This window comes from Allobosea sp., assembly GCF_017308015.1.
Lineage (GTDB): Bacteria > Pseudomonadota > Alphaproteobacteria > Rhizobiales > Beijerinckiaceae > Allobosea.
Map to the genome: position 1 here is coordinate 1 of NZ_JAFKFW010000033.1, position 23,744 is coordinate 23,744.

At 66.4% G+C, this 23,744-nt stretch carries 23 protein-coding genes; 7 read left to right on the forward strand and 16 right to left on the reverse strand.

Translation table 11 applies throughout. From position 1 onward, the window contains the following. Together J0I42_RS21480 and clpS are read right to left on the reverse strand one after the other, a co-directional pair. A partial coding sequence (locus J0I42_RS21480; RefSeq protein WP_291657887.1) for an AAA family ATPase occupies positions 1–1,817 on the reverse strand: 1,817 nt, incomplete at its 3' end. Between the two features lie 46 nt (positions 1,818–1,863). Beyond that, entirely contained in the window at positions 1,864–2,223 is a 360-nt protein-coding gene (gene clpS, locus J0I42_RS21485; protein WP_291657973.1) for an ATP-dependent Clp protease adapter ClpS, read from the reverse strand. 272 nt (positions 2,224–2,495) lie between these two features. Here clpS and kdsA point away from each other — a divergent pair, with 272 nt between their 5' ends. Together kdsA and J0I42_RS21495 are read left to right on the forward strand one after the other, a co-directional pair. Beyond that, complete coding sequence (kdsA, locus tag J0I42_RS21490; protein WP_291657888.1) at positions 2,496–3,368, forward strand: 3-deoxy-8-phosphooctulonate synthase; 873 nt, start codon at positions 2,496–2,498, stop codon at positions 3,366–3,368. Continuing rightward, positions 3,361–4,557: an MFS transporter gene (locus tag J0I42_RS21495; protein ID WP_291657890.1), complete on the forward strand. Its 1,197-nt coding sequence runs from the start codon at positions 3,361–3,363 to the stop codon at positions 4,555–4,557. Before kdsA ends, J0I42_RS21495 begins: the two co-directional genes overlap by 8 nt. A 6-nt stretch (positions 4,558–4,563) precedes the next feature. Here the strand turns inward: J0I42_RS21495 and queF are convergent, their stop codons facing one another. Next, positions 4,564–5,019 (reverse strand): preQ(1) synthase, encoded by a 456-nt coding sequence (gene queF / locus J0I42_RS21500; protein WP_291657892.1) that lies wholly within the window; start codon positions 5,017–5,019, stop codon positions 4,564–4,566. A gap of 293 nt (positions 5,020–5,312) precedes the next feature. On the opposite strand from queF, the gene J0I42_RS21505 reads away from it, so the two are divergent. Together J0I42_RS21505 and eno are read left to right on the forward strand one after the other, a co-directional pair. Continuing rightward, complete coding sequence (locus J0I42_RS21505) at positions 5,313–5,636, forward strand: hypothetical protein (RefSeq protein ID WP_291657894.1); 324 nt, start codon at positions 5,313–5,315, stop codon at positions 5,634–5,636. Between the two features lie 201 nt (positions 5,637–5,837). Further along, positions 5,838–7,121 carry a phosphopyruvate hydratase gene (eno, locus tag J0I42_RS21510; protein WP_291657896.1) on the forward strand — a complete coding sequence of 428 codons (1,284 nt, stop codon included), beginning with the start codon at positions 5,838–5,840 and terminating at the stop codon, positions 7,119–7,121. A 21-nt stretch (positions 7,122–7,142) separates the two neighbouring features. Here eno and J0I42_RS21515 read toward each other — a convergent pair whose 3' ends face one another. After that, entirely contained in the window at positions 7,143–7,778 is a 636-nt protein-coding gene (locus J0I42_RS21515) for a hypothetical protein (protein ID WP_291657898.1), read from the reverse strand. Between the two features lie 171 nt (positions 7,779–7,949). Here J0I42_RS21515 and J0I42_RS21520 point away from each other — a divergent pair, with 171 nt between their 5' ends. Further along, complete coding sequence (locus tag J0I42_RS21520; RefSeq protein ID WP_291657900.1) at positions 7,950–8,939, forward strand: DMT family transporter; 990 nt, start codon at positions 7,950–7,952, stop codon at positions 8,937–8,939. Here J0I42_RS21520 and J0I42_RS21525 read toward each other — a convergent pair. The 5 genes from J0I42_RS21525 to J0I42_RS21545 form a co-directional block, all read right to left on the reverse strand. Continuing rightward, positions 8,853–9,638 (reverse strand): hypothetical protein, encoded by a 786-nt coding sequence (locus J0I42_RS21525; protein ID WP_291657902.1) that lies wholly within the window; start codon positions 9,636–9,638, stop codon positions 8,853–8,855. The genes J0I42_RS21520 and J0I42_RS21525 overlap by 87 nt on opposite strands. Beyond that, complete coding sequence (gene tgt / locus J0I42_RS21530; protein WP_291657904.1) at positions 9,635–10,798, reverse strand: tRNA guanosine(34) transglycosylase Tgt; 1,164 nt, start codon at positions 10,796–10,798, stop codon at positions 9,635–9,637. Before tgt ends, J0I42_RS21525 begins: the two co-directional genes overlap by 4 nt. Positions 10,799–10,879: 81 nt before the next feature. Beyond that, entirely contained in the window at positions 10,880–11,236 is a 357-nt protein-coding gene (locus tag J0I42_RS21535) for an ArsC family reductase (protein WP_291657906.1), read from the reverse strand. A gap of 12 nt (positions 11,237–11,248) precedes the next feature. Next, entirely contained in the window at positions 11,249–11,956 is a 708-nt protein-coding gene (locus tag J0I42_RS21540; RefSeq protein WP_291657908.1) for a glutathione S-transferase N-terminal domain-containing protein, read from the reverse strand. Positions 11,957–12,074: 118 nt separating this feature from the next. After that, the gene (locus tag J0I42_RS21545) at positions 12,075–12,764 is read right to left on the reverse strand and encodes a 2'-5' RNA ligase family protein (protein ID WP_291657910.1); all 690 of its coding nucleotides are present in this window, start codon (positions 12,762–12,764) and stop codon (positions 12,075–12,077) included. 98 nt (positions 12,765–12,862) lie between these two features. Between J0I42_RS21545 and J0I42_RS21550 the strand changes: the two genes are divergently transcribed. Continuing rightward, positions 12,863–14,242 carry a M20/M25/M40 family metallo-hydrolase gene (locus J0I42_RS21550; protein ID WP_291657912.1) on the forward strand — a complete coding sequence of 460 codons (1,380 nt, stop codon included), beginning with the start codon at positions 12,863–12,865 and terminating at the stop codon, positions 14,240–14,242. A 24-nt stretch (positions 14,243–14,266) separates the two neighbouring features. Here the strand turns inward: J0I42_RS21550 and J0I42_RS21555 are convergent, their stop codons facing one another. From J0I42_RS21555 to J0I42_RS21565, 3 genes are all read right to left on the reverse strand, one after another. After that, positions 14,267–15,049 carry an enoyl-CoA hydratase/isomerase family protein gene (locus J0I42_RS21555; protein ID WP_291657914.1) on the reverse strand — a complete coding sequence of 261 codons (783 nt, stop codon included), beginning with the start codon at positions 15,047–15,049 and terminating at the stop codon, positions 14,267–14,269. A gap of 11 nt (positions 15,050–15,060) precedes the next feature. Next, entirely contained in the window at positions 15,061–16,254 is a 1,194-nt protein-coding gene (locus J0I42_RS21560; protein ID WP_291657915.1) for a CaiB/BaiF CoA transferase family protein, read from the reverse strand. 149 nt (positions 16,255–16,403) lie between these two features. After that, a complete protein-coding gene (locus tag J0I42_RS21565) occupies positions 16,404–17,720 on the reverse strand; it encodes an aspartate aminotransferase family protein (protein WP_291657916.1) in 1,317 nt (438 codons plus the stop codon). Between the two features lie 134 nt (positions 17,721–17,854). Between J0I42_RS21565 and J0I42_RS21570 the strand changes: the two genes are divergently transcribed. Next, positions 17,855–18,646: an IclR family transcriptional regulator gene (locus J0I42_RS21570; RefSeq protein WP_291657917.1), complete on the forward strand. Its 792-nt coding sequence runs from the start codon at positions 17,855–17,857 to the stop codon at positions 18,644–18,646. Positions 18,647–18,651: 5 nt separating this feature from the next. On the opposite strand, the gene J0I42_RS21575 is transcribed toward J0I42_RS21570, so the two are convergent. From J0I42_RS21575 to J0I42_RS21590, 4 genes are read right to left on the reverse strand one after another with little or no spacing between them, the layout of a single operon-like run. Then, positions 18,652–19,599, reverse strand: coding sequence for an ABC transporter permease (locus J0I42_RS21575; protein WP_291657918.1), 948 nt, complete (start codon positions 19,597–19,599; stop codon positions 18,652–18,654). Then, the gene (locus J0I42_RS21580) at positions 19,596–20,474 is read right to left on the reverse strand and encodes an ABC transporter permease (protein WP_291657919.1); all 879 of its coding nucleotides are present in this window, start codon (positions 20,472–20,474) and stop codon (positions 19,596–19,598) included. The genes J0I42_RS21575 and J0I42_RS21580 overlap by 4 nt, the downstream gene beginning before the upstream one ends. Positions 20,475–20,517: 43 nt before the next feature. Then, the gene (locus J0I42_RS21585; protein ID WP_291657920.1) at positions 20,518–22,056 is read right to left on the reverse strand and encodes an ABC transporter substrate-binding protein; all 1,539 of its coding nucleotides are present in this window, start codon (positions 22,054–22,056) and stop codon (positions 20,518–20,520) included. 32 nt (positions 22,057–22,088) lie between these two features. After that, positions 22,089–23,597, reverse strand: a complete 1,509-nt coding sequence (locus J0I42_RS21590; RefSeq protein WP_291657922.1) for a M81 family metallopeptidase — start codon at positions 23,595–23,597, stop codon at positions 22,089–22,091. Positions 23,598–23,744: the final 147 nt, after the last annotated feature.

Here is a 23,744-nt window from a genome sequence, read left to right on the forward strand (position 1 = left end):
TCGGTCAGCTTGCCGTGGTCCATCACCTGCAGGAGGATGTTGAACAGGTCGGGATGGGCCTTCTCGATCTCGTCGAGCAGCAGCACGCTATGCGGATGCTGGTCGATCTGGTCGGTCAGGAGCCCGCCCTGGTCGAAGCCGACATAGCCGGGAGGTGCGCCGATCAGCCGCGAGACGGTGTGGCGCTCCATATATTCCGACATGTCGAAGCGGATCAGCTCGACGCCGAGCGAGGAGGCGAGCTGTCGCGCGACCTCGGTCTTGCCGACGCCGGTCGGACCGGCGAAGAGATAGCAGCCGATCGGCTTCTCGCCATCGCGCAGGCCGGCACGGGCGAGCTTGATCGAGGAAGACAGCGCCTCGATCGCCTTTTCCTGGCCGTAGACCGTGCGCTTCAGCGTGGTCTCGAGATTGCGCAGCACCTCGGCATCGTCCTTGGAGACGGTCTTGGCCGGGATGCGCGCCATGGTCGCGATCGCCGCCTCGATCTCCTTCACGCCGATCGTCTTCTTGCGCTTGGCCTCGGTCACCAGCATCTGCGAGGCACCGGTCTCGTCGATCACGTCGATCGCCTTGTCCGGCAGCTTGCGGTCATGGATGTAGCGAGCCGAGAGCTCCACCGCCGCCTTGATGGCGTCGTTGGTGTAGCGCAGCTTGTGGAACTCCTCGAAATAGGGCTTCAGCCCCTTGAGGATCTCGATCGTGTCCGGCACCGACGGCTCGTTGACGTCGATCTTCTGGAAGCGGCGCACCAGCGCCCGGTCCTTCTCGAAATACTGGCGGTATTCCTTGTAGGTGGTCGAGCCGATGCAGCGCAGCGAGCCCGAGGCCAGCGCCGGCTTCAGCAGGTTCGAGGCGTCCATCGCGCCGCCCGAGGTCGCACCGGCGCCGATCACCGTGTGGATCTCGTCGATGAACATGATCGCCTTCGGGTGCTGCTCGATCTCCTTCATCACCTGCTTGAGGCGCTCTTCGAAATCGCCGCGATAGCGCGTACCGGCGAGCAGCGTGCCCATGTCGAGCGAGAAGACGGTCGCGTCCTCCAGCACCTCGGGCACCTCGCCGCGCGTGATCTTGAGGGCAAGGCCCTCGGCGATCGCGGTCTTGCCGACGCCGGGGTCGCCGACCAGCAGCGGATTGTTCTTCTGGCGGCGGCACAGGATCTGGATCGTGCGCTGCACCTCGGCCTCGCGGCCGATCAGCGGGTCGATGCGCCCGTCCCTCGCCTTTCGGTTGAGGTTGACGCAGTAAGCGTCGAGCGCGCTTTCCTTTTTCTTCTTGTCCTTGTCCTCGGCCTGCCCCTGTTCGGAGCGCTGTTCGCGCTGGGGCTCGCCCTCCTCTTCCGCACCGCGGACCGGCCGGCTCTCGTTCGCGCCGGGGCGCTTGGCGATGCCGTGGCTGATATAGTTCACCGCGTCGTAGCGGGTCATGTCCTGCTCCTGCAGGAAGTAGGCGGCGTGGCTCTCGCGCTCGGCGAACATCGCGACGAGCACATTGGCACCCGTCACCTCCTCGCGGCCCGAGGACTGGACATGGATCACCGCGCGCTGAATGACGCGCTGGAAGCCGGCAGTCGGCTTGGAATCGTCACGTCCGTCGGTGACGAGATTGGTCAGCTCCGCGTCGATGTAATCGACGAGATTGCGCCTGAGCAGGTCGAGATCGACGCTGCACGCACGCATCACCGCAGCCGCATCCTGATCGTCGACCAGCGCGAGCAACAGGTGTTCGAGGGTGGCGTATTCGTGACGGCGCTCGTTGGCCAGAGCCAGAGCCCGGTGAAGCGCCTGTTCGAGACTGCGCGAGAAACTCGGCAAGGGGCGCGCTCCTATCTGATTTCCAAAAGAACTCGATGACCCAAGACTACTTCTTCTCCATCACGCATTGCAGCGGATGCATGTGCTTGCGCGCCAGATCCATGACGAGCGTAACCTTGGTCTCGGCGACCTCGTAGGTAAAGACGCCGCATTCGCCGACGCCGTTCTGATGCACATGCATCATGATCTGCGTGGCCTCGGCGCGGTCCTTGTTGAAGAACCGCTCCAGAACGTGAACGACGAACTCCATCGGGGTGTAGTCGTCGTTGAGCAGCAGGACGCGATAGAGATTGGGCTTGCGCGTCCGCGTCCGGGTGAGGACGGCGGTGCCGCTGCCCTCGCGTCCGTTGCCGTCGCGCCCGCCGCCATCGCTCGGCGGCTGGCCGCGTCTGGGACGATCGGCCATCACCAACCCGCCGCCGGCCTGCACCGGAGAACCGGCCTGCCTTGCCCTGTCCTGGCCTGACTGCATCATTCCCGTCCGCGCCGTATCCACATCCGATCCTGCATCGCCATCCGAGATAGTGCTTCGCCTGCGAATTTACAGACCTCGCCTCCGCTTCGCCAGCCCGTTCGACGGCGAACATCGCCCCATAAACTCACCGCAGGGCTGCCCTGACTTGACCCGACAGGGCTCGCAGACATAAGCCCGGCAGCCCGCCGGACAAGGACGCCGCCATGACTCCCAACGCCATCGTGACCATCGGCGAGGATCTCGCCCGCCCCGTGCGCTTCGGCAATGCGCTGCCGCTCGCCTTGATCGCCGGCCCCTGCCAGATGGAAAGCCGCGACCACGCGCTCGAATGCGCGCTGGCGTTGAAGGAGATCGCGGCGGAGCTGAAGATCGGACTCGTCTTCAAGGCCTCCTTCGACAAGGCCAACCGCACCAGCGTCAAGGGCGCTCGCGGCATCGGCATGAAGGCAGCCCTGCCCGTCTTCGCCGAAATCCGCGAGCGAACCGGGCTGCCCGTCGTAACCGACGTGCACGATGCAGGCCAATGTGCCGAGGTCGCGGAGGTCGTCGATATCCTCCAGATTCCCGCCTTCCTCTGCCGCCAGACCGATCTGCTCGTCGCCGCCGCGAAGACGGGCCGCGTCATCAACGTCAAGAAGGGACAGTTCCTCGCGCCCTGGGACATGGTCAATGTCGCCGCCAAGGTGACCGAGAGCGGCAACCCGAACGTGATGCTGACCGAGCGCGGCGCCTCCTTCGGCTACAACACGCTGGTCTCCGACATGCGCGCGCTTCCGACCATGGCCGAGATCGGCGCGCCCGTGATCTTCGACGCCACCCATTCGGTGCAACAGCCCGGCGGCAAGGGCGCCTCGACCGGCGGGCAGCGCGAATTCGTGCCGGTTCTGTCGCGCGCGGCAGTCGCCGTCGGCGTCGCCGGCCTCTTCATCGAGACCCACCCTGACCCCGACAAGGCCCCCTCCGACGGCCCCAATATGGTGCCGCTGGCCGAGTTCAAGGAGCTGATCGCCGAGCTGCAGGGCTTCGACCGCCTGGCCAAGTCCCGCACCGCCCCCGCCGCGGTCGCCTATGTCTGAACCCGCTCAGGCCCCCGGGGAGAATCTGGGGGCCCTGATCCCGGTTCTCGGGCTCTGCGGCTTCGCCTCGACCTTCACCATGCGGCTGATCGATCCGCTGGTGCCGACGCTTGCGTCGGAATTCGGCCAGAGCGTCCACCAGATCGCCTTCCTGGTGACGGCCTTTTCCGGCTGCTACGCGCTCGGACAGCCTTTCCTCGGCCCGATCGCTGATTCGGTCGGCAAGCTGCGCAGCATCGCCACCTGCCTCGCGGCCCTGTGCGTGCTCTCGACGCTGGCCGCCTTCGCGAGCGGCTTCTGGATGCTGCTGGTGCTGCGGGCTGCCGGCGGCGTGATGGCCGGCGGCGTCATCCCTGCAGCCATGGCCGCCATCGGCGACCGCGCCCCGATGGCCGAACGACAGATCATGCTCGGCCGCTTCCTCGTCATCATGATCATCGGCCAGATGGCGGGCGCGACCTTTTCGGGCCTCGTCGCCGACCATATCGGCTGGCGCGCCGTGCTGGGCGTCGCCGGATCGCTCGCAGCCGGCGGCGCACTCCTGGTCCGGCTCGTGCTCAAGCCGCGCCCCGACACGGCCCGCCCGCCGCTGAGCCTCGCCGGCGCGCTGGCCAGCCATCGCGCAGTCTTCGCCAATCCACGCAGCAAGCTGCTTTACCTGCTCGTGATGGTGGAAGGCGCGCTGGTCTTCGGATTGCCGCCCTTCGTCGCCGCCATCCTGCGCGAACGCTCAGGCGTCGGTCCTTCGGAGGCCGGGCTTGCCATCGGCGCCATGGGGCTCGGTGGCCTCGTCTATGGCATCCTGACGCGCGTTCTCGTCGAGCGTGTCGGGCCGCGCCAGATGATGCGCCTCGGCGGCCTCGCCATGGCACTGGGCTATTTCGCCTTCACGATTCCCGGCCCGTGGTGGAGCGCCATCGGCATCTTCCTCATGACCGGCTTCGGCTTCTTCCTCCTGCACGGCACTTTTCAGGCCCAGGCGACAGAACTCGCACCGACGGCGCGCGGCTCGGCCATGGCCCTGTTCGCCTGCTTCTTCTTCATGGGGCACGCGACCGGCCCCTTGCTCATGGGCACTCTGCTGCACCTGCTCGGGACACCGATGGCGCTCGCCGTCTTCGGGCTCGCCATCGGCGTGCTCGGCATCGCGACGCCGCGCCTGCTGCCGCCGCTCGGCGCCAGGACCTGAGCGGCTTCAGCGCCCGCGATAGGGCGCGACGCCCTGGTCCGGCAGCCAGAGCCCCTTCGGCGGTTCGCCCGTCTGCCAGAAAACGTCGATCGGGATGCCGCCGCGCGGATACCAGTAGCCGCCGATGCGGAACCATTCCGGCTCCAGCAGCTCGGCGAGCCGCTTGCCGATGCCGACGGTGCAATCCTCATGGAAGGCGCCGTGGTTGCGGAACGAGGCGAGATAGAGCTTCAGCGACTTCGACTCCACCAGCCATTGGCCCGGCAGGTAGTCGATGACGAGGATGCCGAAATCGGGCTGGCCGGTGACCGGGCAGATCGAGGTGAATTCCGGGCAGGTGAAGCGGGCGAGATAGTGGGTGCCGGCATGCGGATTGGGCACGCGGTCGAGCCGCGCCTCCTCCGGCGAGGCGGGCAAGGCGCTGCTCTGGCCGAGCTGCAAGGTCGAGGCGTCGATGGTCATGGGATGCTCCTGCATTTGGGCGGCGTTCTAGAGCATCTCCGGTCGAGATGGGAACAGCCGCCCGCGACGCAGCCGCTTCCGGCGCCGGAAAGCCGTGCGACCCGATCCCCTCGCCGGGAGCGGCAGGATCGCGCTCCCGATGATTAACAGAATGTCAGACCAATATATAAAATCAGACATAAGTAATTCAGAAATTATCTTAAATATTTATCGATCTTCCACACGCTTATTTGCGCTACCGTGAAGCACTGTCTAGTTCGATTTCACGAAATCGGAAGCCTAGACCGAATTACATGATCATTGCCGGCATACTATTCTTGATAGGCCTTCTGATCGGCCTGTCCCACGGCTATCCGGCAATCATTCTCGCGAGTGCCGCTGTCACGCTTGTCGCCTTTCCGACATGGGTGATCCGCGGCGAGTTCGGACTGTTCGTCGTCCTTGTCTGGATCGGCTATCTCTTTGCACTGCAAGCCGGCTTCATGCTCGGCAGCTATCTCGGCCTGTCTGACGAGGAGCAGGCGCTACCAGAACCAGACCGGGCGCCCCGCGAAGAGGCAAAGCCCCGCCCACCACAGGACGGTGAGGCTGGACCAGAACAGGACAGAGGTGAGTGAAGGCCGGCGGCGCGTAGGCATGGTCTGGAACATGATCGTTTCCCGATGGGACGAAGCGTCTGGATGCCCGGACAATCCGCAAGCCCCGCGCCATCCGGGCGACCATTCGCCATCACGGCCTGCGGATTGAGGCTTTCCCCGCGGCGGGCTGTTGGCTAGAAGCGCCCTATCCATCCCGCCCCGCCTCTCCCGGAGCCTGCCATGACCGCGATCATCGACATCATCGGACGCCAGATCCTCGATTCCCGCGGCAATCCGACGGTCGAGGTCGATGTCGTGCTGGAAGACGGCTCGATGGGCCGCGCCGCCGTCCCCTCGGGCGCCTCGACCGGCGCGCATGAGGCGGTGGAACTGCGCGACGGCGACAAGTCGCGCTATCTCGGCAAGGGCGTGCTCAAGGCGGTCGAGGCGGTCAACGTCGCCATCGCCGAGGCGATCGTCGCCATGGATGCCGAGGACCAGACCGCGATCGACCAGGTGATGATCGATCTCGACGGCACCCCGAACAAATCGAAGCTCGGCGCCAACGCCATCCTCGGCGTCTCGCTCGCGGTCGCCAAGGCCGCGGCCGAAGCCTCCGGTCTGCCGCTCTACCGCTATGTCGGCGGCACCTCGGCCCGCGTCCTGCCCGTGCCGATGATGAACATCGTCAATGGCGGCGCCCATGCCGACAACCCGATCGACTTCCAGGAATTCATGGTCATGCCGATCGGCGCGACCTCCTTCGCCGAAGGCCTGCGCATGGGGGCGGAGATCTTCCACACCCTGAAGAAGAAGCTGCACGACGCCGGCCACAACACCAATGTCGGCGACGAGGGCGGCTTCGCCCCGAACATCAAGTCGGCCGAGGCCGCGCTCGACTTCGTCATGCAGGCGATCGAGACCGCCGGCTACAAGCCCGGTGAAGATGTCGCGCTGGCGCTCGACTGCGCCGCGACCGAATTCTTCAAGGACGGTTCCTACGTCTACGAGGGCGAGCGCAAGACGCGCGATCCGAAGGCCCAGGCCAAGTATCTCGCCAAGCTCGTCGGCAGCTATCCGATCGTCTCGATCGAGGACGGCATGGCCGAGGACGATTGGGAGGGCTGGAAGGCGCTGACCGATCTCGTCGGCTCGAAGTGCCAGCTCGTCGGCGACGACCTCTTCGTCACCAACGTCACCCGCCTGTCGCAGGGCATCAGGACGAAGACCGCGAACTCGATCCTGGTCAAGGTCAACCAGATCGGCTCGCTGACCGAGACGCTCGCCGCCGTCGAGATGGCGCAGCGCGCCGGCTACACCGCAGTGATGTCGCATCGCTCGGGCGAGACCGAGGATTCGACCATCGCCGACCTCGCCGTCGCCACCAATTGCGGGCAGATCAAGACCGGCTCGCTCGCCCGCTCCGACCGGACCGCGAAGTACAACCAGCTCCTGCGCATCGAGGAAGAGCTCGGCGCCCAGGCGATCTATGCCGGCCGCAACGCCCTGAAGGCGCTGGCCTGATCCAAACGTAAGCTGCCGCGCTCACCAGCGCGGCAGCAGGCCGTTCGCCTGCGTCAGTGTCCATGACCCTGCCGCCTGCACGCTTCCGGCCGCACCGGACACCACGTCGACGACCTTCATCGCCGGCGCGACCACAAACTGCCGCAGGGATGAATCGGCGGCCTCGCCACCTGCTGCGCCAGCGGCCTGAACCGGCTCCACGCTGGCCATGGCGGCCGGGGGCAGGATCACCAGCGGCGCGGCCAGCCCCTGCCCCTTCTTCTCGGACAGCACCGCCAGACGGCGCGGCGGCAGCGCGACGGCGCTGGCTGCAGCCGGCGCCTTCGCCTGCACGACCGTCTGCGGCGAGGCCCAGTCACTCTGTTCCGGCCAAGCGAGCGCCATCGGCATCGCCAATGCGGCCGGCGTAAGCGGATGCGCGGCCGAAAAGCCCTCCTCGCCCGCTGATCCGAACGCCGCCAGCCGGTCCCCGATCTTGCCGTCGCGCAACAGAGTCAGGGTCGGCGCCTTGGCGCGATCGGGCGCGGCATCGGACATCAGCACCGGCACCATCACGAGCAGGGCTGCCGCCGTCGCGACACCCAGCGAGAGCAGCAGATCGCTCCCCAATCGCGCCGCCATCGTGGTCGGCGCGGGAAAATCAGAATCCTTCGGCATCGGTTGCGCTCCGCATCACTGCGCCCTTCGCATCTCGCAGCCCAAGGAAGCCGCCGCCTCTGGGCGCCAGCGGGGCCGAAACGGGGCGCAAATGCGGTCTGCCGCCGCACGCGCGGGCGCCATGCGCGGCGGCCTGTAACCGGCCCGTTCGCCCGGCGCTAGAGAGAAGCGATGGACCAGATCGCCCCCGCCGCCATGCACGAGACGGATGTGAGGGTGCACCGTCGCAAGCGCCTCGCGGCCTTGGGCATGCTGCTGGCGGTGCTGATTTACGGCTCCAATTTCGTCATCAGCCGCCATGCCGTCCTGAACGGCCTGACCCAACACGACCTGATGGCGCTGCGCTTCGTCACCGCCGGCCTGCTGCTGCTGCCGATTTTCCTGCGGCCGGGCCTGACCTCCTGCGGCGGCGTCGGCTGGAAGCGCGGCCTCTGGCTGACGCTGAGCAGCGGTTTCCCGATGACCTATCTGATGCTGACCGGCCTCACCATGGCGCCTGCCGCCCATGGCGCGACCATCGGGCCAGGCACGGTGACGATGATCGGCATCATCGGCTCCGTCGCGCTGTTTGGCGCCGCACTGACCGGGCGCCTGATGATCGGCGTCGCCGGGGTGCTCGCCGGCTTGATCTGCCTCGGCATCGCCGGGAGCGCCGGAGCAAGCGCCATGACGCTGCGCGGCGATCTCTGCTTCCTCGGTGTTGGGTTGCTCTGGGGCTTCTATCCCCTGATGATCCAGCTCTGGCAGGTCGACGGCCTGAGGGCGACGGCGATCGTCTCGGTCTTGTCGCTGGTCTATCTGCCGATCTATTTCCTGTTCTATTTCCGTGGTTTCGACGTCGCGCCCTGGTGGGTTCTGGCGCTGCACGGCTTCAATCAGGGCGTGCTCAACGTCATTGTCGGCCTCTGGGTCTGGGGCTGGGCCGCACATGTGCTGGGGCCGTCCGTTGTCGGGCGCTTCCCGCCGCTGATCCCGGTCACCGGCACGCTGCTCGCGATCCCGGCACTGGGCGAGATTCCCTCCTCGCTCCAGCTCGCCGGAATCGTGCTGATCATCGGCGGCCTGTTCGTCGCATCATGGCGCCGCCCGGCGCGACAAACCGAGCAGGATCAGGTTCCACAGAACCGCAATGGCGAGGCCGAGCCCGAGCGCCGTCCATGAGCCCCATGGCACGGCGGCGAGATGCACCGCCGCCAGCCCCAGCCCGCCCCCGAGCAGGCCGAGCGCGCTGCTGCCGATGACGGCCGCCGCCGCCGGGCCGCCGGCCCGCATGTGAAGAATGATGATCAGGCTCGACAGGATGATCGGCAGGCCGGCGAGGATGCCGGACCATTGCGGGCCGACACGTGCGCTGAGACCGGTCACGATGCCGACCAGCGCTGCAACGCAGGCCGCGCGGGTCGGAATGGCATAGCGTGAGATTCCAGCCGGAGGCCTCGCGCGCACCCTGAGATAAGGCCGCACGAGCTGATGCACGACAAGCAGGGCGAGCACATTGGCGACCGCCAGGGGCAATACGGAGAGAGCGAGGCTGCGAATGAAGAGCAGCAGCACGGTCCAGATCGCAAGCGCACTCCCGAGCGAGACGGCCACGCCATGGCGCTGGGCCAGCAGCACATAGCTCAGCACGAAACTCGCATGGGTCACGTTGGAGTTCATCGTGCCGAGCGCGGCATCCGCAATGAATACCGGGCCATGATCGAGCGCCAGAAAGGCGAGGACCGGCCCGAGCGAGATCGGCAGGGTCGCGATCATCGCCGCAACCAACGGACCGGAACGCTCGGCCAGCATCGAGCAGCCGACCACCACCGAGGCGGCCAGCGCCATCTTGAGAGGCAGCAGGGCGAGGCCTGTGCTCAAGCCGGCTCGCCCCTTTCCCAGCCTTCCCGGGTTTCGGCGATGAAATCGTCGAGCCGCCCGGCGGCGATGGCCCCACGCAGGCCCGCCATCAGATCCTGGTAATAGGCGAGGTTCACCCAGGTCAGCAGCATCTTGCCGAGCATCTCTTCCGCCTTGACGAGATGGTGCAGATAGGCGCGCGACCAGCTGTTGGCAGCCGGGCAGGACGATTGCGCGTCGACCGGCCTGATATCCTCGGCATGCTTGGCGTTCTTCAGGTTCATCCGGCCGAAACGCGTGAAGATCTGACCATGGCGGCCGGCCCGTGTCGGCATCACGCAGTCGAACATGTCGATGCCGCGTGCCACCGATTTCACGATGTCGTCCGGCGTGCCGACGCCCATCAGATAGCGTGGCTTCTCCTGCGGAAGGTGCGGCTCCACCGTCTCGATCATCGCCAGCATCACGTCCTGCGGCTCGCCCACCGCCAGCCCGCCGACGGCATAGCCCTTGAGGTCCATCGCGGCGAGCTCGCGCGCGCTCTCGACGCGCAGGTGCGGCACGTCCCCGCCCTGCACGATGCCGAACAGCGCCCGGCCCGGATGGTCCCCGAACGCCACCTTGCAGCGCTCGGCCCAGCGCAGCGACAGGCGCATCGCCTTCTCCGCCACCTTCTCCTCGCAAGGCAGCGCCACGCATTCATCGAGCTGCATCACGATGTCGGAGCCGAGCAGGTTCTGGATCTCGACCGAGCGCTCCGGCGTCAGCACATGCTTCGAGCCGTCGATATGCGAGCGGAAGGTCACGCCCTCCTCGGTCAGCTTGCGCAGATTGGCAAGCGACATCACCTGGAACCCGCCGGAATCGGTCAGGATCGGATGCGGCCAATTCATGAACCGGTGCAGGCCACCAAGCTTCGCAACACGCTCGGCGCCCGGCCGCAGCATCAGGTGATAGGTGTTGCCGAGCACGACATCGGCGCCGAGCGCCCTCACCTGCTCGGGATACATGCCCTTCACGGTCGCGGCGGTGCCGACCGGCATGAAGGCGGGCGTGCGAATGACGCCCCGCGGCATGCTGATCGCGCCGGTGCGCGCGGCACCGTCGCGTGCAGCAACCTTGAAGGTGAATTCGGGGGTGGCAGCGATTTCGGGCTGCGGGGCTTGGGGCTGAGCGGTCATGACCTGCGAGGTAGAACAGCGCGCCGGTTTAGGGAAGAGACCCGCGCGCCGGATAGTCGTTCGCCGCGGTCATGCACGGGTTCAGCCCTTCGGCACCGCCGCCTCGTAGATCTCCGGCTTGAAGCCGACGATCGTCCTGCCCTTGCCGGGATCGAGCACCGGTCGCTTGATCATCGAGGGCTGCGCCAGCATCAGCGCGATTGCCTTCCCGGCATCGAGCCCCTGCTTCTCGGCATCTGGCAGCGCGCGGAAGGTGGTGCCTGCGCGGTTCAGCACCGTTTCCCAACCGTGTTCCTTGACCCAGCGCTCCAGCGAAGCCTTGTCGATCCCGCTCGCCTTGTAGTCGTGGAACGCAACCGCGACGCCATGGCTGTCGAGCCAGGCCCGTGCCTTCTTCATCGTATCGCAGTTCTTGATGCCGTAGATCGTGATAGCCATCTCGCAAACCTCTCAGGCCGGGCGCTTCGGGCTGTCGAGACCGCGCTGCACGGCCGGACGCGACAGGCAGCGCTCCAGCCAGATCGGCACATGGGTCAGCTTGGCATAGTCGACGAGTTCGCCCGCCCCGTAGAACCCCACGAGGTTGCGCACCCAGCCAAGGATCGCGATATCGGCGATGCTATAGTCGTCGCCCATGATCCAGGTGCGGCTCGCCAGCCGATCCTCGAGCACGCCGAGCAGGCGCTTGCTCTCGCTGGCATAGCGGTCGCGCGGGCGCTTGTCCTCGTATTCGCGGCCGGCGAACTTGTGGAAGAAGCCGAGCTGCCCGAACATCGGGCCGATCGCCGCCATCTGGAAGAACACCCACTGGATGGTCTCGTAGCGGGCGGCGGGATCCTTCGGCAGGAGCTTGCCGGTCTTCTCGGCGAGATAGAGCAGGATCGCGCCGGATTCCCACAGGCCCATCGGCTTTCCGTCCGGGCCGCTGGGGTCGATGATCGCCGGGATCTTGCCGTTGGGGTTCAGCGACAGGAATTCCGGGCCCCAGGTCTCGTTCTTGCCGATATCGATGAGATGCGGCTCGTAGGGCAGCTCCAGCTCCTCCAGCGCGATCGAGACCTTCACGCCGTTCGGCGTCGGCAGCGAATAGAGTTGGATGCGGTCGGGATGTGCGGCGGGCCAGCGTCTGGTGATCGGGAAAGCGGACAAATTGGCCATGGAAGGCTCCGTCTGAATCGGATGGGGTTTCGGCCGGAAACGATAGAGCCGGCCGCGCCCAAAGCAACGGTGTGAGAGCCCGATTGCCGCAAACCGGCCTTGCACGGCTGCATGGAGTTCAGCCGAGCTTCCAGGAGCCCAGAATCTGATAGGGCTGACGATCGATGCTCTCGACCAGCACGAACGCGCGCACCTGCCAGCGCAGCTCCGGCACATCGATGGGCTCCCGAAGCCTCCGATCGTAGAAAAGCGTCACATGCGGCTGGAAGGTTGATCCATCAACCTTGAGCCCAGCTTGTCGCAAGGCGCCAAGGAGCGCGGCGGACAAGCCGTTGACCCCCGGCAGGTCCTCTCTGGTCATCAACGAGAACGCATAGTTCGGCGGCTTTCCGAAACTTGCCGCCTGATCGAATTTCACCGCGAAGGAGGTCTTCCGGATCGCCTCGGCAATCGTACGTGCCATTGCGATGCTCTGCCCGAACGGGCCATCGGGGACAGCAATGCCTCGCAAGGTCACATGATATTTGCCTAGCCCGCGCAACTCGCCTGAGGCGCTCAGCCGCTGACGCAAATCACGAGCAAGCCTATCGATCCGCAACCCCGCTTCCGCGTCCGGAAGGAGCGCGAAGAAATAGCGGGGCGGGCGGCAGCCTTCTCGCGGCCGAAACTCTCGCCCACCGTCGAGTTCGAGAACGAACTGCATATTCCAATATAGAACAAAAAGGAAACAAAACAAGCCGCAATCCGCCCAGCGAAAATCGCAGGGCGGCCAGTCGCCGTGACAACCCTGCCCGCGCTTGAGCGCCATAGGCCTCGCGTCTAGGCTGCCTCTGGTGGCCGCACGGTCGCCGCTTGCGCCCCCCGCTCGGCGGGCGGCACGGATTCCTCTCCTGTCAGGCATTGGTTATGGCTTCCTCAGACGCACTCGCCGCGGTCTTCGACCATATCGAGACCAACCGCAGCGCCTTCCTCGACCGCCTCATCGCGTATCTGCGCCATCCGAGCATCAGCGCCGAGAATATCGGCATCGCCGAGGTTGGCGTCCTGCTCGTCGACATGCTCACGGAAATCGGCCTGGAAACCAGCCTGATCCCGACCGAGGGCCACCCGGTCGTCGTCGCGCGCTGGGAGAAGGCGCCGGGCAAACCGACGGTGCTGCTCTATGGCCATTACGACGTGCAGCCGCCGGACCCGCTCGACAAATGGGTCTCGCCGCCCTTCGAGCCGACGATCCGTGACGGCCGCCTCTATGCGCGCGGCGTCGGCGATAACAAGGGCCAGCATTTCGCCCAGATTCTCGCCATCGAATCCCATCTCAAGGTCCATGGCGAATTGCCCTGCAACGTCATCCTCGTTCTGGAAGGCGAGGAGGAGATCGGCAGTCCCAACATTGCCGGTTTCGTGCGCGCCAACCCGCATCTGCTCAAGGCCGACCTCGCCGTCACCGCCGATGGTCCCCGCCATGCCAGCGGCGCGCCGACCATCAAGTTCGGCTCGCGCGGCGTCGTCTCCTTCGACCTGCGCTGCCGCCATGCCAGCCGCGACGTCCATTCCGGCAATTTCGGCGGCATCGTGCCGAACCCGATCTGGACGCTGGTCCATCTCCTCGCGACGATGAAGAACCCCAAGGGCGAGATCACCATTGACGGTCTGCACGATGCCGTCGAGCTGCCCACACTCGAGGACATCGAGGCAATCAAGCGCCTGCCGCTCGATATCGACGCGTTCAAGCAGGGCTTGGATCTCAAGCGGCTCGATGCACCGCTCGACCGGCCCTTCTACGACCGCCTCTGCTTCCAGCCGACGCTCACGATCAACGGCTTCCATGGCGGCTATGGCGGGCCTGGCACCAAGACCGTGCTGCCGAACGAGGCGCTGGTGAAATGCGACATCCGCCTCGTCGAGGCGCAGGATCCGGAGGACATCCTGCGCAAGGTCCGGGCTCACGTCGAAAAGCACGCGCCGGAGGTCGAGTTCATCTGCGAGGAGAAGGGCATGCAGCCCTCAAAAACCTCGATCGCCTCGCCCTATACCGCGCCGCTGCGCCGCGCCTTCGTGGCGGCCCAGGGCGAGGAGCCGCTGCTGATTCCGGCCGGCTTCGGCAGCTTGCCGAATTACGTCTTCACCAAGATCTTGGGCATCCCGGCCTTCGTGACGCCCTATGCCAATCACGACGAGGCCAACCACGCCCCCAACGAGAACATGACGCTGGACTGCTTCTACAGCGGGCTGCGCACGGGCGCGGCCCTGCTGCACGAGCTCGGCCAGCTCGGAAAGCCGGCCTGAGCGCTATCACAGACGGGAAGGGCGTTACCTGCCCTTCCAGTTCGGCGTCCGCTTGCCGAGGAAGGCTTCCATGCCCTCGCGGAAATCGGCGCTGGTGTAGCAGAGCGTCACGAGGTCGTGGCCGTCGATCCCTGCGGCGGTCGCAGCGGTCAGGCGGCGCATCGCCTCCTTTGTCGCGCGCATCGTCAATGGCGCGTGGCCCGCGATGGTCTCCGCCAATTCGCGAGCCCGCCGCATCAGCGCCTCATGATCCGGCACCAGCTCGTTGTAGAGCCCGATCCGCGCGCCCTCCTCGGCCTCGACCAGCCTGGCAGTGAAGACGATGTCCTTGACCCGCGCCGGGCCGAGGATGGCGTAGAGCCGCCCGTAATTCTCCATCGACAGGCAGTTGCCGAGCGTGCGCGCGATCGGGAAGCCGAAGCGCGCCGACTGCGTCGCGATGCGCAGGTCGCAGGCGAGCCCGATCGCCGCCCCGCCGCCGGTGAAGGCGCCGGAAATAGCGGCCAGCGTCGGCACCGGACAGCTCTCGATCGTACCGATCACGGTCTCGATCCGCTCCTCATAGGCCAGCGCATCCTCGGCGCTGGAAAAGGAGCGAAACTGGGCGATGTCGGTGCCGGCCGCGAAGGCCTTGTCGCCCGCCCCGGTCATGACGATGACGCGCGGATCGCCATGCGCGACCAGGTCGCGGCAGATCTCGGCGATGCGCTCATACATCGCGAAGGTCAGCGCGTTGCGCGCCTGGGGCCGGTTGAGCGTGATCGTGCCGACCCCGCCCTCGACCGCATACAGGATTTCGTCGTTCACGCAGGTCTCCGTCAGATCACGCCATCGGCCCGCAAGCGCGCGAGCCCGGCTTCGTCATAGCCGAGATCGGCCAGAATCTCGTCGTTATGCGCGCCGGCCGCCGGCGTCGGCGCCGCGACATCGGCCGGCGTGCGCGACAGCGTCACCGGCTGGCCGATCAGGCGGATATCGCCAAGCTCGGGATGGCTCACCGGCTTGGCAATGCCGAGATGGCGCACCTGCGGGTCCTCGAACATCTCGTCGACCGCATAGATCGGCCCGGCCGGGACGCTGTTGCGCTCCATCGCCTCCAGCCAATGAACGCTGTCGGCAGCCGCGAAAATCTCCTCGATCAGCGCGCGCAATTCCGGCCGGCGCGCGAAGCGCTTCTCCTTGTTGTCATAGCGTGCATCCGTGCCCCATTCCGGCCGCTCGATCGCCCGACAGAACGAGCGCCACTGCTCCTCGCCGCCGACGCCGAGATTGATCGCGCCGTCGCGCGTCCGGTAGACGCCCATCGGCGTATGATAGGGATGATCGTTGCCGGCCTGCGGCGGCACCGAGCCCTCGACGAGATAGCGCGCGGCCTGGAAATCCATCATCGCGATCTGGGCCTCGAGCAGCGAGGTCTGCACCCATTGCCCCTTGCCGGAGACCGCCCGCTCCTGCAGCGCGACCAGCGCCCCAACCGCGCCATAGAGGCCGGCCGAGGAATCGGCGAGTGCGATCCCGGCCCGCACCGGCCCCTGCCCCGGCAGGCCGGTCACCGACATCATCCCGCCCATGCCCTGCGCGATCTGGTCGAAACCGGCGCGCGTCCGATAGGGACCGGATTGGCCGAAGCCGGAGATCGAGACCAGGATCAGCCGCGGGTTGCGCGCATGCAGCGTCTCGAAATCGAGCCCGAGCCGCTCCTTCACGTCCGGCCGGAAGTTCTCGACGACGAGGTCGGCCTCGTCGACGAGCTTCATCAGGATCGCCTTGCCTTCGGGCGTCTTGAGGTTCAGCGCGAGCGAGCGCTTGTTGCGATGCAGGTTCTGCATGTCGTAGCCGAGGCGCGGCCCGCTCATGTTCTCGTTGGGGTCGAACCCTGGCGGGCTCTCGAGCTTGATCACGTCGGCGCCGAAATCGGCGAAGACCCGCACGCAGGTCGGCCCGGCCCGCACCCGCGTCATGTCCAGCACCTTGAGCCCGGCAAGCGCGGTGGACGGTCTCGGCTGTGGCATCGGTTCGCTCCCTCTCGGAGCGAACTATCCGGTACGGCCGGCGGCGTGGTCAATGGTTCCGTGCATGCTGCATGCAGCAGCGAAGCGCATGACGAAAAAGCGCCCGGCTTGCGACCGGGCGCTGCCTGGATGTCGCTCGTTGCCGGATGCTAGGCCACAGCCCGTGCCGCATCCCGCACGGCCGCCAGCGTCGCATCGACCACTGGCGCATCGTGCTCCGACGACACGAACCAGGCGCCGCGCTCCAGCACGCGCACGCCGCGCTTGAGCAATTCATGGGCGAAGCGACTATAGGCGGCCTTATCGGCACGCGCGACGTCGCGGTAGTTCCGCGCCGGCGCGTCGAGTCCGAAGGCAACGTGGAACATCAGCGGGAAGCCGACGACCTGCGCCTTGATGCCAGCCTCTTTCAGGATGGTACGGATGCCGTCCTGCAGACGCTGGCCATGAGCCGAGCTACGCTCGTAATGCTCCGGCGTCAGCGCCTTCTGGGTCGCGACCAGCGCCGCCATGGACACCGGCTGGGCGTTGAAGGTGCCGCCATGCAGCACGCCGTCCGCGAAGAGGTCGAGCAGGTCGGCCCGTCCCGCGATCGCCGCAACCGGGAAACCGTTGGCGATCGCTTTCGCCATCAGCGTGAGATCGGGCGTCACGCCGAAGCGCTCCTGCGCTCCGCCGCGTCCCAGCCGGAAACCGGTGATGACCTCGTCGAAGATCAGGATCGCGCCATGCTTGCGACACGCGGCGAGCGCGCCTTCCAGATAGCCCGGAGCGGGCGCGATGGCGCCCTGGTTGCACATCGCCGGCTCCATCAGCACGGCCGCGACATCGCCCTTGGCGAGCCGGGCCTCCAGCGCCGCGAGATCGTTCCAGCCGAGGATCGAGAGTCCCTCTCCCGCTTCGGGGTCCTGGCCCCTGCTGCCGATCACCGGCGTCGGCGCCTCCTCCGGTCCGGCTGCGTTGAGCCCAGGCGCCGTCGACCACAGGATGTTGTCGAACCAGCCGTGATAATGACCCTCGAACTTGACGATGGTACGTTTGCCGGTGGCGGCCCGCGCCAACCGCATCGCCGCCTGCGCCACCTCCGAACCCGATGAGCCGAAGCGCAACCGCTCCGCCGAGGGAACGCACTCGCAGATCAACTGCGCCGCCTCCGCCTCGACCGGCATCTGGCCGGCGAAGAGGATGCCCTTCTCGGCCTGCCGCTTCACCGCCTCGATGACCGGCGCGGGTGTATGGCCGAGCACCGTCGCGCCCATGCCGCAGTAATAGTCGATGATCCGGTTGCCATCGGCATCGATCAGATAGGCGCCCTCGCCGCGCTCGAAGACGAGCGGCCCGGGCTGCATTCCCAACCGGAAATTGCTGTTCACACCGCCGGCGATGAAACGCGCATTCGCGGCGATCTGCCGGGCGGATTCGTCAAAGCGCAGAGCGCCCGCCTGCTGGCTGCCATTGCCTGTCACTGCGTTGCCTCCTGCTGTTGCCCCCGACCAGACCAGACCGAACGCACCGCGTAAAGGAACAGGGGTTTCGTCTTGCGGAATTTATCGGCTTTGGTCATGGTGGTTCCCGAGCGAGCCCGACCACCGGAGCGGCCATGGTCAGAAAACCCGACAACCCCTATGTCGTGCAGCCGGTGATGAAGGCGCTGAAGGTGCTGGAGCTCGTCGCCCGCCACGGCCACGAGATCGCGCTCACCGCCGTCAGCAAGGAGCTCAAGATCCCGAAGACGACGACGTTCCGCTATCTGCAAACTCTGACCGCCGCCGGCTTCCTCGACCACAACCGCGCGACCGATCGCTACAATCTCGGCCCGCAATTGCGCTCGATCGCCCGCGCCGATGCCAGCGTCAGCAAGGTCCGGGAGCTCGCCCGCCCGGCGATGATCGAATTGATGCAGGAGTTCAACGAGACCGTGAACCTTGCAGTCAAAGGCAATGGCAGGGTCGTCTATATCGACCTGATCGAGGCCAACCGCTCGCTCAGAATGCAGGCCCGTATCGGCGAGAGCCATCCGATGCATTCGACCGCACTCGGCAAGGCGATCCTCGCTTTCCTGCCCGACGCTGAGCGGCAGCGGCAGCTCGACCTGCCGCTGACCGAACGCACCGGCCGCACCCTGCTCGGACGCGAGGAGATCGAGCGGCAGCTCCGCCAAGTCGCCCGCACCGGCTATGCCACCGAGATAGGCGAGAACGAGGACGGCGCCATGTGCGTCGGCGTGCCGATCCTCGACGAGGACGGCTATCCCGTTGCGGCTCTCAGCGTCTCGGCGCCGCTGATGCGGATGCCGCATTCGTTGGCGGCGAAGGTCGGCACGCGGTTGCGCGAGGTCGCCGCCGGCATCTCGACCCATCTCGGCTCGCGCCCGACTGCCGATCTGCGCTGAGGGGCTCATCGGTATTCGATCCGCGGGTCGATCCAGGCATAGAGCATGTCGACCGTGAGGTTGATCAGCATGTAGGCGACCAGGATCACCAGGATGCAGCCCTGAATCAGCGGGTAGTCGCGGGTACTGATCGCCTGGATCAGCAGGCGCCCGAGTCCCGGATAGGTGAAGACAGCCTCCGTCACCACGGCGCCGCCGATGAAATTCGCCATCATCAAACCGACGATGGTGACGAAGGGCAGCAGCGCATTGCGCATGATGTGGAAGCCGACGATGCGGTTCTCCGGTACGCCCTTGGCGCGGGCGGTGCGGACATAGTCGGCCCGCGCCTCGCCGATCAGCGACGCCCGCAGGAAACGCGCCAGAATGCCCGAAACATAGGTTCCGAGCGTGATCGCCGGCAGCGCGAGGCTGCGCAACGCGTCAACCGGCGATTCCCAGAACGGAACGTGGCGCGAGGCCGAAGGCAGCCAGCGCAATTCGACAGCGAACAACAGGATCAGCAGGATGCCGAGCCAGAAGGTCGGCACGCCCAGCGCCAGGGCGCTCCAGCCGCTGAGCAGACGGTCGAGCCAGGAATTCGGCCTCACCGCGCTCGCGATCGCGACGGGAATGCCGATGAGGAGCGCAACGATGATCGCCGCCAGCGCCAGTTGCAAGGTCGCCGGCAAGCGCTCGCCGATCAGTTGCAGCACAGGCTGGCGGCTGTGCAGCGAGAGCCCGAAATCGCCCGTCGCGGCGCGTCCGAGCCAGTCCGCGTATTGCACGACCATCGGCCGGTCGAGTCCATAGCGCTGGATCGCGGCGGCGATCTCCTCCGGCCCGGCATTCTCGCCGACGATCACCGCAACCGGCCCGCCGGGAACGGCATAGATCATCGCGAAGATCGCGAAGGAGGCGAGCAGGAGCACCGGCAGCATCTGGAGGAGGCGGCGCAGGACATAGGCCGTCATCGCCGGCCCCCGATCGTCTCGCCGCTGGCATCGGTCTCGTCGCGATCGAGGATCGCGGTCAGCGCCCGGCCGATCGTGTCGAGCGACAGGATCGTCAGCGTCAGCACGATACCGGGCAGCACCGCATAGGTCGGCGCCTCGTAGAGATAGGATTTGCCGGTGCGCAGCATCTCGCCCCAACTCGGCGTCGGAGGCGGCACGCCGACCCCCAGGAAGGCGAGCGCCGCCTCGAGCAGGATCGCGATCGAGGCCAGTACGATCGCCTGAACCACCAACGGGCTCAAAGCATTAGGAAGAATCGTTTTGAACATGATGTAGCCGGGACTTCCGCCGAAGCCGCGCACCGCCGTGACGAAATCGAGCTGGCGCAAGGCCATGACCTGGGCCCGCGCGATGCGGGCGAATCCCGGGATACCGGCTATGCCGACCGCGATCAGCGCCGCCCCCTGGCTGCGTCCGAGCACGGCGATCAGCGCCATCGCGAACAGGATGTTCGGCAGCGCCAGCAGCACGTCGATGCAGCGCATCAGCAGGGAATCGCGCCAGTCGCCATAGAAGCCGGCGGCGAGCCCGACCGGCACGCCGACCAGAGCCGCGATGACGACCGCGCCGGCGGCCGTCAGCAGCGATGTCCGCGCGCCATAGATCACCCGCGCCAGAATATCGCGGCCGAGTTCGTCGGTGCCGAACCAGTTCTCGGCGGAAGGCGGCAGCAGCGAAGCTGCCACGCTCTGCGAGAGCGGATCGAAGGGCAGAACGGTCGCGAAAGCCGCCGCCAGCGCGACCAGCGCAAGGAAGCCGAGCCCTAAAGCCGCGCCGCGCCGGGCCAACAGCCGGCGCAGCAATCCCTTCATCCTGGCAAGAACATCCATCATCGCCGGGCGCCGCGCTCGCGCCGCCCGGGGTCGTCAAGCCGCATCATTTGAAGCCGATGGTGCGGGCGATGAACAGATTGTCGATGTCGAGCGTGATGCCGCCGATCTTGTCGGAAGCGACGATCAGGCCGACATCGTAGGAATTGGTGGGGATGCCGAAGGCTTCCTCGACCATGACCTTGTTGAGGTTGTCATAGGCCGCCTTGACCTCGGCCGCGCCGCCCGAGGCGCCATCGACCTTGGCAATCGCCGCAACATAGTCCGGATGCGGATGCGGGTCCTTCAGGATCGGATTGCCCGAGGTGCGGTAGATCGAGTTGGTCGTGACCCGCGACGGGAATTTCTGGACATTGCCGACAGCCCCGAAAGTCGCGGCGAAATCGCCGCCGAGCAGCGCGGTGACGTATTCCGCGCCCTGCCGCATGTCGAGTTCGACGGGGATGCCGACCTTCTGCAGCGAACCCTGCACGATCTGGCTGATCGCGACGGAAGACTCGTCGCTGCCGTTGACCAGGAGCTTCCAGTTCTTGATCTCGTCGGCGGAAAGGCCGGAAGCTGCGATCAGCTTCTTGGCCTTCTCCAGGTCATAGGCATAGGTCGCGTTGTAGCTTTCGTCATAGGCCGGGCTCGCCGGCGCCCAGGGCAGCGCCACGACCTTGCCCATGCCGGCATAGCCGACGCGCAGGATGCTCGCCCGGTCCATCAGATGGTTGAAGGCCTGCCGGAACGACTTGTTTCGGAACGGCCCGCGCGTCGAGTTGATGCGGAAGACCTGCACCAGCGGTCCCGGTCCGGCGAAGACCTGGAAGCCGGCATTCTTGAGCCTGACCGCGCTGCGCGAGGAACCGTTATAGACGATGTCGACCGCGCCCGATTCCAGCGCCGCGCTCGCCGATGCATCCTCGCTGAACACCGTGAAGACGAGGTCCTGCACGATCGGCTGCTTCTCGCGCCAGTATTTCGGATTGGCCTTGAGCGTCAGGCTCTGGCCGACGGCCCGGTTGACCAGCGTGTAGGGTCCGGTCCCGGCCGGGACGGTCTCGACCGTGTCAATGCCCTTGGGGTCGATCGGGATCAGGAATTGCAGCAGGTCGAGCATCTGCCGCTCGGGCACCGGCGCCTTGAAGTTGATCGTCACCGTGGCATCGTCCGGCGCCGACCAGTCCTTCACGATCGACATCGTGGAGAACACGTTCTTGCCGCGCTTGGGATCCGCGCCCTTCTGCAGGGTCGCCAGCACGGAATCCGCCTTGAACGGCGTGCCGCTATGGAAGGTCACGCCGCTGCGCAGCTTCAGCGTCACCGACGTCTTGTCGGGCGCAATGTTCCATTCGGTCGCGAGGCTAGGCTCCGGTTTTCCCTCCGGGGTGTACTCGATCAGGCTGTCGTAGAGGTTCTTGATGACGTGGAAATTCACCGTCGAGAGCTGCTGTGGATCGTAGTTCGCCAGCTCGCTCAGCACGGCGACGCGCAGCCTCCCGCCCTTGAGCTGCTGGGCGGAGGCCGGCAGGCCACCCGCCAGGGACACACTCGCCAGCGCTAGGCCGGCCATGCCGAATTGACGTCGCGACAGCTTTGTCATCGCTTTCCCCTCTCGTTGTGTTCGGTTTCGTCTCAGCTTTTCCCCGCTCCTGGCTGGGACGAATGCGCCCGCCAGTCGCTTATTGTCTCCAACGGATAGACCGGACGCGGAATCCGCTGCCACGGCAGGGTGAACACGTCCGATTGCCCCGGCCCGCGCGTGTCGGCGCGGACGAGCCCGGAGGCGATGCGGTCGAAATACTGGAAGTTCGAGGCGGTCTTGAGCACCGCCATCTTGTATTCGGAGAGGTCGATGCCGAAGGCCTCGTAGACATCGGGGACGTTGCCCGCGACGCCGCGCAGTTCCGAGATCAGCAGTGTCACTGGCCCGACATCGAAGACCGCGACCCGGCCCATGTCGACTTCCGGCTGGTGGTTGAACCTCAGCGGGATCGATCCGCCGCCGAGCTTGCGCACCCTCCCCGTCACGGTCAGCGGCTTGAAGAAGGCGGTCGCTGCATCGCCGCCGAGCGGCAGAGTGACCTCGGCGCCCTCGCCCGCCGCCGTCAGCGTCGCGACGGCCTTGGGCGAGATCAGCGGGATCAGCGCCTTGCTCCTGATGCCGAGCCGCAGCATCGATTCCAGCAGCAGGTTGCTGTCGCCGGCCGCGCCGCCGAAGACGGTGTCGCCGGTATCGCTGACCACGACCATGCCGCGCTCTGCCGCATCGGCCTTGCGCACGGCATCATCGATGGAGACCGCTTCGCGCACCTGAAAATCATCGCGCATCGACCAGGCGAGATCGGCCAGTTCGTCCGCCAGCTTCTCGGCCAGCGCCTGATCGCCATCGGTGACGACGATCGTCGACCAGCCGCCCTCGGCGACATCGAGCCAGGGCTGCATCGGATAGTTCGAGGCCTGCAGGACGCGCCGGTCGGCTTCGATCGCCCGCGCTCGATCGAACCAGACCTTCATCGGCCCCTTCGAGGTCAGGAACTGTTCCTGATGCGAGAGCAACGGAATCTTGCGCCAGGCCATCACTGGCTTGCACTTCTCGGTGAGGATGCGCAGCAGCACCTCGGTCCCGACCTTGCCGGTATCGAACACGTCATGCGGCTGGGTGCGGTGCCCGACGATGGCCGTACAGTTGGCCATGATCTTGTGGGTGACATTGGCGTGATGATCGAGCCCCAGCAGGATCGGCACATCCGGCCCGAGGATCCTGCGGCAGAGCTCGGCCTGCTCGCCCTCGACATCGTCGATGCCCTCGGCCGCGCAGGCGCCATGCAGATGCAGGACGAGCCCGTCGATCGGCCCGACCGTCTCCAGCCCGGCCCGGATCTTCGCCTGGAAGAAATCGAAGGCCTCGCGGGAGATGCGCCCGCCCGCAACGGCCCAGGCACGGATGATCGGGATCGTCTCGACAGCGAGTCCGCTTTCCTTCACCGCCGCATAATGCCCGCCGATCTGGCCGATCTCGCCGAACTGCCGGGCGATCTCCTCGCCCTCGACGAGGCCGAACGCCTCGAAATCGGCGAGCGTCGTCAGCAGCGGATTGAAGTCGTTCGTCTCCTGAACGATGTGGATCAGCGCCAGACGCACGGGCATCCTCCCGGATTGCGGCTTCGCGGATCCGGCCGGTGCCGGGCGAAGCGGTTGGTCGACTTCAGGGCATCGTTCCCGGCTGCATTTCGGTCGATCGGCAGCCCGGCCTCATCGTCAAAAGCGTAATTGCGCCAAACATTTCAC